Source organism: Rhizobacter sp. P3_B12, from assembly GCF_056402895.1.
The window spans coordinates 1-8,008 of record NZ_JBFUGN010000201.1 but is presented as its reverse complement, the minus strand read 5'-3'; the positions used below and the strand labels follow the sequence as shown (position 1 = coordinate 8,008).

Here is an 8,008-nt window from a genome sequence, read left to right as displayed (position 1 = left end):
GTGGTGACGAAGAAGGGCTGGGCGCTGCCCTCGGGCTGGTTGTGCCAGCCGTCGATGCTGGCGATGCGGGCCTCGTTCGCATCGCTGTCGATGGTGACGCTGCGCACTTTCGCGCAGGCCAGCCGCGTGCCGCGCACCAGCACGGCCCAGTCGCCGGCGCGGGTGTGCTTCGGTGCCGCGACGACCAGCGGTTCGCTCAGCGTGCCGTGTTCGCTCTGCTGCAGGAAGGTGTCGGGCCGCCACGGCCCGTCGCCGGGCGGCGGGGCCAGCAGCGACTGCGGGTTGCCGATCGAGAAATCGGGTTCGAAGCCGTCGACGGACACGCCGTCTTCTTCCGGGTCCCAGGCCAGCCCGATGACGGTGTAGCCCTCGCGCTCGTCGTTGCCGTCGACCACCGGCGTGTACTCGGCGCGCACGCACTCGTAGACCGGCAGGTATTCGCGTCCGTCGTGGAGGCGGATGTCGGCCAGCCACAGGCCGAGCAGCCGGCTCCAGTCACCGACCAGCCGCAGGAAACGCAGCCCCGTGCCTTCGGCCGTCTCGCGCGCCGTCTCGCGGCGCGAGATCGGCACCGRCACCGGGCGCGCGATGCTCGCGCGGTCGAGGTCCACGTTGCCCAGCGGCCGATGGAACACGAGTTGCCGCGCCGCCGTGTCGACCCGCTGCACCCGCCGGTACAGCGGCTTGGCGCCGGTGCGACCGACCAGCACGATGTCGCCCGGCGCCAGGCCGTCGGCCGGCGTGGCCAGCTGCAGGGCGCGCTCCACTTGCGCGCCGTGCGTGATGGGCGCCTTCACGGCCAGCTTGTCCTTGGGCACGCCGTGAACGCGCAACCAGCCGAGCGTGTGGGGTTCGGCGTGCCGCACCGGCGGCGAGAACACGACTTCGGTCTGCGTCTCGCCAGGGTCGACCGAATGCACCAGGTGGGTCGAGGCGCGGCCCGTGCGCTCGTCCTCCAGCACGATGGGATCGCCGACCTTCAGCTTCTCGAGCTTGCCTTCGAGCCGCAGGCGGGTGCCGGTGAAGGTGGCCGGGTTGCGGTCGTGGCCGGCCAGTCGCAGTTCGTTCAGCGCGGCGTCACCGTCTTGTTCTTCCAGCGTCTCGAAAACCAGCGGCGGCGAGCCGTCGGGCGGCGCGTGGCGCAGTTGCAAACCGGGCGCGATGCGGCCGGCCACGCCGGGTTTGTAGAACAGGCCGATCGGCGTGTAGGCCGAAGCGGAGGGATGCGGCGCGTAGTCGAGCATCGCGACCAGGCGACGCAGGCTCTCCCATTGCGTGGCCGTGCCGATCCAGCCTTCGTTCGCATAGGCGTCCAGCGTGGCGGTCAGCACGTGGGTGGCGCGCGAGAAGCTGCGCGTCAGCTGCCACAACATGTCGTCGCGCGGCGCGTGGTACTGGGTCAGCAGGCGTTCGTTCAAGACGATCGCCTCATGGTCGCGCGAGGTGTCGGCCTGCACGGCGGGCCAGTGTGCGAAACGTTCCGCGAGGCCGGCACGCAGGCGTTCGAGCAGCACCGCCGCGTTGGCGTCGACGTACTGCACCCGCGCGAGCCCCGCGCGGTTGAAGCGGGTCAGGTCGGGTTTGGTGCCGGGGGTTGCCATGACGATTCCTCAGCCACGCCGGCCGCCGTGCAGCTTGAGGCGGTAGTAGCCTCGCGCCAGGTCGGCCGAATCGTTGTCGCACACCGCGACTTCCAGGCCGTCGAGCGGGATGTGGCCGGAGGTCGACTGGTCGGGAAAGCGGTTGCCCAGCCGCTTGAAGCGGTTGAGGCAGACGTTGTCGACGCCGTCCAGCGCCACCAGCGCCTGGATGATGTCGGAGGCACGCAGGTCCTCGCCGAAGCGCAGCCGTCCGGGCCGGAAGAAACCGTTCGGGCCGGTGCCCAGCGCCTGTTCGACGGCGTGCCGCACTTCCGACTGGAAGTGGTGGCGCCCCACCTGGATCGACAGGAACAGCACCACGCCGACTTCCACCGCGGCGACCAGCTCGACCGGTTGGCCAACCATGCGGTAGGTGTCGAGAAAGGGTTGCAGCACGGCGCGCACACTGGGTCTGGATGCGCGCGCGGGCAACGGCACCTGGCGCTCGTCGTGGAAGATGTCGATCGCCGCCCACAGGTCGTCGGGGTAGGTGGCGAAGGTGTCGAGTCCGCGGCGGTCGGTCGCGATGACCGCCACGCGCACCACCTGCCAGGCGCCGTCCCATTCGGCCCAGGCATAGGCGCGCTGCACCAGCGGATGGTTGGGCGGTCCTTCGAGACGCAAGGCGTAGTCGGCCAGCGTGACCATGCGGCGTTGCGTGCGGATCTGTCGCGGGCCGGTGGCACGCGCCTCGTCCATCTTGTCGGGGTGGTCGAGCCAGTACTGTTCGAGCCGGCTGCGGGCGTTGTCGGGCAGCGGGTCGGGGACGCCGGAGAGCACATGCGCATCGAGCTCGAACGGCGCTTCCCGGCGGCTCCAGGCCAGGCCGAGTGCGTCGTGTCCGATCAGCGAGAGCAGGCGGCGCACGCTCTCGGGCCGGCGCGCGGTCGACAGCGTCTGCTCGGCCGCGATGCGGTCGAGCATGTCCGACAGCTTGTCGAGCTGCGAGGCGAGGATCTCCGCCAGCACCACTTCGACGTCGGCCGGCGTCCAGCGCGTGCGGTTCGGGAAACGTGCCGCGAGCTCCTCGAGCATGAACAGGCGCAGGCCGTCGTGGTCGCGCACGTCCCAGTCGAAGTCGTCGCCGATGGCCGGCAGCACGCGGGGCGGCGGCACCTCGCGGCGGCCGCAGTCGGGGCAGCCGTCGGTGCTGTAGCTCAACACGGGAAGCGGGGTGTCGGCCATCAGATGCCTCCGACGTGGAACAGGTGGTCTTCGCGCTCGCCGATGGCCGCCAGCGTGTAGGCCACGCGGATATGCAGCTGCGCATCGTCGCCACGCACCTCGACCTCGAGCGACTTCGGATCGACCTCACCGGCCAGTGCCTCGGCCAGCGAGGCGGCGAGCCGCCGCTGCGTGATCTGCCACAGCGGCGTGGCATTCGGTTCGAACAGCAGGGCTTTCGCGCCGGCGCCGAACTCGGGGCGGTAGACCCGCTCGCCGGCCACGGTGAACAGCACCTGCTCGATCTGCCCGCGCACATGCTCGGCACGCGTGGCCAGGCGCGGGCGCGGCGCCGAGCCGTCGCCACGCGCATGCTCGATGCGCAGCGGAAACGCCAGGTAGGGCGGGTCCGCCAGTCGGCGCGAGGGCAGGTGACCGAAGCGGGGCATGCTAGGACACCATCACCTTGGTGGAGAGGCTGGACATCTCGCCCTGGGGGATGGCCGGCGAGGTGGGGCTGCCCGGTGCGGTGCAGGTGTGCACGTGGGTCGCGAACAGGGTCAGGAAACTCTGGCCCTTGATCACCGGCTCGCCGCCCTGGCCGCCGAGCATCACCTGTGATCCCTCGACGACGATCTGCTGGCCCTTGACCTTGACGCCCGAGGCGGCCATCTCGATCTCGTTGCCGTTGCCGTCCTTCACGCTGGTGCCGCTGGAACTCATGGCGATCGAGTTGCCGTTGGCGTCCTCGATCAGGATCTTGCCGGCGTCGGCATCGAGCGTGACCTTGGCGCCGCCCTGGTCGGTGAGCGCGACGCTGCCGTTCTTGTCGATGGTGATGGTGGCGCCGCCGAGGTGGACCAGCTCGATGGCCTCGTTGTCGTCCTTGTCCTCGAGCAGCAGCTTGTGGCCCTTGGGCGTCTTGACCAGCGTGGTGGTGGGCGGGTCCTGCACTTCGGCGGGCACGTCGCTGCCCTGTTGCCAGAAGGTGCCGGTCCAGATCGGGTAGTTGAGGTCGCCGCCTTCGAACTCGACCCACACCTGCGCGTCGACCTGCGGCACCGCATACCAGCCCTGGTCGGCCAGGCCGCCGCAGGGAAAGCAGGGCAGCGCCCAGTCGGTGTCGTTCTCGCCCAGCAGGGCCGGCACGCGCACCTTCACGCGGCCGCGCTTGTCGGGGTCGGCGTTGTCGACCACGATGCCGCGAAACTTGCCGACGGCACGCCGCTCGCGCAGCACCTGCGCCAGTTCGCGGTTCATGTCGCCCATGGCATGCGCTCCTTCAGAACACGGCCGAAAGCGCGGCGCCGATCAGGGACGACGCGCCTTCGAGGTTGTCGCCGTAGGCGTTGCGCAGCAGCTTGAAGCGCTGGCGATAGCCCTGGGCGTTGAATGTGTGGCCGACGGTGTCGACGTAGTACTGGCCGGACAGGCGGCTGCCCAGTCCGTCGACGCCCACCAGCTGGCCGGCGAGCAACACGTGGCCATACAGCGTGCCGTCGAGTTCGCCTTCGCCTTGCACCTTGTGGATGTCGAAGTCGTTGGCCTTGCGCTGCGCCAGCAGGCGCAGGCGGGCTTCGTCGGCACCGGCCTCGGCGCTCAGCGTCCAGGTGAAAGGGCGCAGGCCGCGTTCGCTGCTGGTGGCGCGGGCCTTGCCGAGCGGCGGCAGGTCGGGCTGGACGGTTTCCGTGCGGCCGGTCGTGCCGGTGGCGGCCGGCGCCTGGAACTGCACGGCGTCGGGCTGGTGCGAGTCGCTGGTGATGTTCAGCGACAGGCAGTTGGTGTCGGCACCGGCGTAGACCATCAGCGTCGGCTGGGGCGTCCCGGTCAGTCGCATCGGGCCGAAGTAGACGAGGCCGCGGCGGAACAGCAGCTCGTGGCCGTTGGCTTCGGCACGGGCCTTGAGGAACTGGATGTCGGTGCCGTCCTGGTTGAGGCCGACCAGGCCGTCCTGTCCGGCGGCGCTTTCCGGGTCCGAAGCCAGCGGCGCATACGGCGCCAGCAGCTCGGTGAGGATGAGCCGGTCGCTCGAGGGCAGTTGCTCGGTGCCCCAGGCCTTGCGCACGTGCTCGCGGTCGAGCTGCATCGACTCGTCCTGGCATTCCACCGTGACGCGTGCGGCACCAGCGTCCTCAGGGTACTCGGTGCGGATCTGGCGGATGAAACCGCGCAGCACTTCTTCCTCGCGCACGCCGAACGCAGCGCGGATGGTGATCGGTTTCCAGTCGGCCAGGATGGGCTCGCGCGGGTCCAGGCCGTAGGCGTCCTGCACCGTCCATTCGCCGTGTTCGTCGCGGCGCGTCTCGAACACCAGCGAGGCGGTGGCGGGTTCGGTGCGGCTGGTTTCCACCGTCGCCTCGATCAGGAAGGGATACAGCTCGACGATGGGCCGCGAGTCGATCTCGATCAYGCACTCGGCGGGAGCGCGTTCCTTGCCGGACAGGAAGTCGAGCAGCACGTGTCACTCCTTCGCCTTGGGCACCAGCAGGACTTCGCCGTATTCGGTCTCGGCGGGATCCTGCGAGGCGAGCTCGCGTGGCTCGCCGGGCAGCGGATCGAGGCCGAGCTGTTCGACTTCGGCGGCACAGAGGACGTCGGCGTTCGCGTCGACGATGCGCCACCACAAGCGCGCGTCGTTGTAGAAATGCGTGGCCAGCGATTCCATGCGTTCGCCCGCCTGCAGGCCGTGCTCGACCACGCCGGTGGCGGTGCCGATGGGACGTGGCCGCACGCCCTTGAAGGGCAGGATGCCGTCGGCGTCCGGCGCGAAGCGCTGGCTGGCGAGGTAACGCGAGTTCTTGAGGAACATCAGAGCAGCCCCCCGATGGCGGCCGCGGCGGTGCGGCCGGTGTTGAGCGCGGCCGAGGCGACCTGTCGCACCTTCTCGGCCATGTAGAAGGGATTGCGGCCTTCGATCACCTGCAGCGTGAGCTTCACCGTGGCGCGGTACGGCACCAGGCTGGGCAGGTGCTGCGACTCGGTCACGTCGACCGCCTTCAGGAACACCGGCAGCACGTGGGTGCCCCAGACGAAGAGCAGCACCGACGCGGTCTCGCTCTTCTGGAAGGCGCGCGCGCCGCCCAGGCCGAGGCTGGACAGCATCTGCAGTCCGCCGGGTCCCTGCGCCTTGGGCTCGCACATGCTGCGCACCGTGTCGAGTTCGGGTTCGATGCCGAAGGTGCGCGCGATCGGGTCGCCGTCGTTCATGCGGTCGGTCACGTCGAGCAGGATCTCGACATCGAAACTTTCGGGTTCGATGGCCACGCCTTGCGCCACGCGCGCTGTCTCGGTGGGCAACGCGAAGTCATAGCCGCCGCGCGTGGCCGGCGTCGAACCCAGCGTGATGGTCACGCTGCGGTTGCGCGTGATCTGCTGCGGGTTGAACTCGAAGGCCAGCATCAACGGCGGCAGCGACAGCGCGTACTCGAGCAGGAAACCGCGGGTTTCGTTCAGCATCACAGGCCTCCTGCGGCCGCGCCGATGCCGGCCGCGATGTGGCGGGCCAGCACGTCGGCCAGGGCATGATCAGAACGGCGTGCGTCCAGCTGCAACGGCGCCACGCTGACCGCGGGCAGCACGCCGCGGGCCGGCAGCTCGTGCCGCGCCAGGGCCTGCGCGGTCAGTCGCGCCAGGCGTGTGGCGCGCTGATCGAAGCCGGCGGGCAGGGACAAGGACAGGCGATCGATCTCAGTCACGGAACATCTCCGGCGGAAGGTGGGCGGCGAGGGCGCCGATGTCGGTGCGCGAGTTCTCGCGTCCGTCCTTGGACAGCTCGCGCCAGGCGCCGACGGCCACATGGCGGCGTTCGATGGCCACGCCGCCTTCACCGGCCGCGAGGTAGGCGGCGTGCAGCGCGGCGTTGCGGATCTGTCCACCGGTGAGCGGCACCGCAGCGGCCAGCAGTTCGGCGTCGAGGTCGCCGGCGCGCGGCGCCCGCGGCGGCAGCAGGCGTTGCCACAGCAGGGTGCGTCCCGCGGCATCGGGCCGCGGGAACTCGACCACGATGTGGATGCGACGCAGGAAGGCCGCGTCGAGCTGGCGGCGCAGGTTGGTGGTCAGGATGCAGGGGCCGTCGTGCGACTCGATGCGCGTCAGCAGGTGGCTGACCTCCATGTTGGCGTAGCGGTCGCGCGCCTCCTTCACTTCGCCACGCTTGGCGAACAGGGCGTCGGCCTCGTCGAACTGCAGCACCATCGGTCGTTCGTGCGCCGCTTCGAACAGGCGGTTGAGGTTCTCTTCGGTTTCACCGACGTACTTGCTGACGAGGCGGCCGAGGTCGATGCGGAACAGCGGCCAGCCGAGGGCGCCGGCGATCACGCTGGCCGCGAGCGTCTTGCCCGTGCCCGAGGGACCTGCGAAAAGGGCCACCGGACCGCCCACGCGTTGCCCGCCCCAGCGGCCGACGACGGTGTCGCGTTCGCGGATCCACAGCAGGTACTCGTTGAGCAGCTGCAGGCGGTCCGGCGGCAGCACCAGGTCCTGCCAGCCGGCCACCAGCGGAACCAGCTCGGCGCCCGGCGGGGGCGGCGGCTTGTGGGCATGGTCGCCGAGCCGAGCCATCAGCCGCGCGTCGGGCTGCAGCGGCTTGTAGGGATCGTCGTGCACGCCGCGCAGCCAGCCCGAACGGGCCAGCGGGCTGTCGCGTTCGAGCGCGGCGCGCAGTGCATGGGCCTGCGTGGGGTCGAGCGCCAGCAGTTCCTGGATCAATGCGCGTGACGGATAGGGCGAGCCGCCTTGCAGCTGCTGCACCACCCAGCCGAAGCGGGGTTCGAGTTCGGGACCGGCCACGCAGGCCAGCACGTCGAGCGCCAGCCGGTCGGGCAGGGTGCCGAGGGCGCGCTGCCAGGTGCCGCCCGGACCGCGCAACACGTCGACCTGGGCCTGCAGCTCGCGCAGCTGCGCCACCTGTTCTTCGCCGAGTGCCTGGCCCTGCCGGCTCAGCGACGCGAAGTAGCCCAGCAGGTGCAGCCGATCCCACTCGGGTCCGAGCAGGCAGGCCGCAGGCAGCTCGAGGCGCGGCGCGTTCATCACGGACCTTCGAAGACAGTGATGAGCACCGGCTCGCTGCGCAAGGTCAGGGTCACGCCGTCGGCGGGCCGCACGAATTCGCGCTGCACCGTCAGCAGCATCTGTCCGGTGCGGTCGTCGAACGGCAGGGTCAGGGAACGCGTGCTGGCGCTGTCCACCGCACCCGGATCGATGAC

The 8,008-nt window shown here is 70.3% G+C and carries 9 protein-coding genes; all 9 read right to left on the bottom strand.

Annotated features, from left to right (window positions below; translation table 11 throughout):
* A partial coding sequence (locus AC1D01_RS13300) for a hypothetical protein (protein ID WP_477866897.1) occupies window positions 1–1,601 on the bottom strand: 1,601 nt, incomplete at its 3' end.
* 9 nt (window positions 1,602–1,610) lie between these two features.
* Window positions 1,611–2,825 carry a baseplate J/gp47 family protein gene (locus tag AC1D01_RS13295; protein ID WP_477866895.1) on the bottom strand — a complete coding sequence of 405 codons (1,215 nt, stop codon included), beginning with the start codon at window positions 2,823–2,825 and terminating at the stop codon, window positions 1,611–1,613.
* Window positions 2,825–3,253, bottom strand: a complete 429-nt coding sequence (locus tag AC1D01_RS13290; RefSeq protein ID WP_477866893.1) for a GPW/gp25 family protein — start codon at window positions 3,251–3,253, stop codon at window positions 2,825–2,827. Before AC1D01_RS13290 ends, AC1D01_RS13295 begins: the two co-directional genes overlap by 1 nt.
* Window position 3,254: 1 nt before the next feature.
* Window positions 3,255–4,073, bottom strand: coding sequence for a phage baseplate assembly protein V (locus AC1D01_RS13285; protein WP_477866891.1), 819 nt, complete (start codon window positions 4,071–4,073; stop codon window positions 3,255–3,257).
* A 13-nt stretch (window positions 4,074–4,086) separates the two neighbouring features.
* Window positions 4,087–5,262, bottom strand: a complete 1,176-nt coding sequence (locus AC1D01_RS13280) for a phage late control D family protein (protein ID WP_477866889.1) — start codon at window positions 5,260–5,262, stop codon at window positions 4,087–4,089.
* 3 nt (window positions 5,263–5,265) lie between these two features.
* On the bottom strand, window positions 5,266–5,613 hold the full coding sequence (locus AC1D01_RS13275) for a hypothetical protein (protein WP_477866887.1): 348 nt from the start codon (window positions 5,611–5,613) through the stop codon (window positions 5,266–5,268).
* On the bottom strand, window positions 5,613–6,260 hold the full coding sequence (locus tag AC1D01_RS13270) for a hypothetical protein (protein WP_477866885.1): 648 nt from the start codon (window positions 6,258–6,260) through the stop codon (window positions 5,613–5,615). The genes AC1D01_RS13275 and AC1D01_RS13270 overlap by 1 nt, the downstream gene beginning before the upstream one ends.
* The gene (locus AC1D01_RS13265; protein WP_477866883.1) at window positions 6,260–6,499 is read right to left on the bottom strand and encodes a hypothetical protein; all 240 of its coding nucleotides are present in this window, start codon (window positions 6,497–6,499) and stop codon (window positions 6,260–6,262) included. The genes AC1D01_RS13270 and AC1D01_RS13265 overlap by 1 nt, the downstream gene beginning before the upstream one ends.
* The gene (locus AC1D01_RS13260; RefSeq protein ID WP_477866881.1) at window positions 6,492–7,832 is read right to left on the bottom strand and encodes an ATP-binding protein; all 1,341 of its coding nucleotides are present in this window, start codon (window positions 7,830–7,832) and stop codon (window positions 6,492–6,494) included. The genes AC1D01_RS13265 and AC1D01_RS13260 overlap by 8 nt, the downstream gene beginning before the upstream one ends.
* Window positions 7,833–8,008: the final 176 nt, after the last annotated feature.

Coding starts and splice junctions, on each gene's coding strand:
- AC1D01_RS13295 (WP_477866895.1), bottom strand. CDS start 2,825: ATGGCCGACACCCCGCTTCCCGTGTTGAGCTACAGCACCGACGGCTGC.
- AC1D01_RS13290 (WP_477866893.1), bottom strand. CDS start 3,253: ATGCCCCGCTTCGGTCACCTGCCCTCGCGCCGACTGGCGGACCCGCCC.
- AC1D01_RS13285 (WP_477866891.1), bottom strand. CDS start 4,073: ATGGGCGACATGAACCGCGAACTGGCGCAGGTGCTGCGCGAGCGGCGT.
- AC1D01_RS13275 (WP_477866887.1), bottom strand. CDS start 5,613: ATGTTCCTCAAGAACTCGCGTTACCTCGCCAGCCAGCGCTTCGCGCCG.
- AC1D01_RS13270 (WP_477866885.1), bottom strand. CDS start 6,260: ATGCTGAACGAAACCCGCGGTTTCCTGCTCGAGTACGCGCTGTCGCTG.
- AC1D01_RS13260 (WP_477866881.1), bottom strand. CDS start 7,832: ATGAACGCGCCGCGCCTCGAGCTGCCTGCGGCCTGCCTGCTCGGACCC.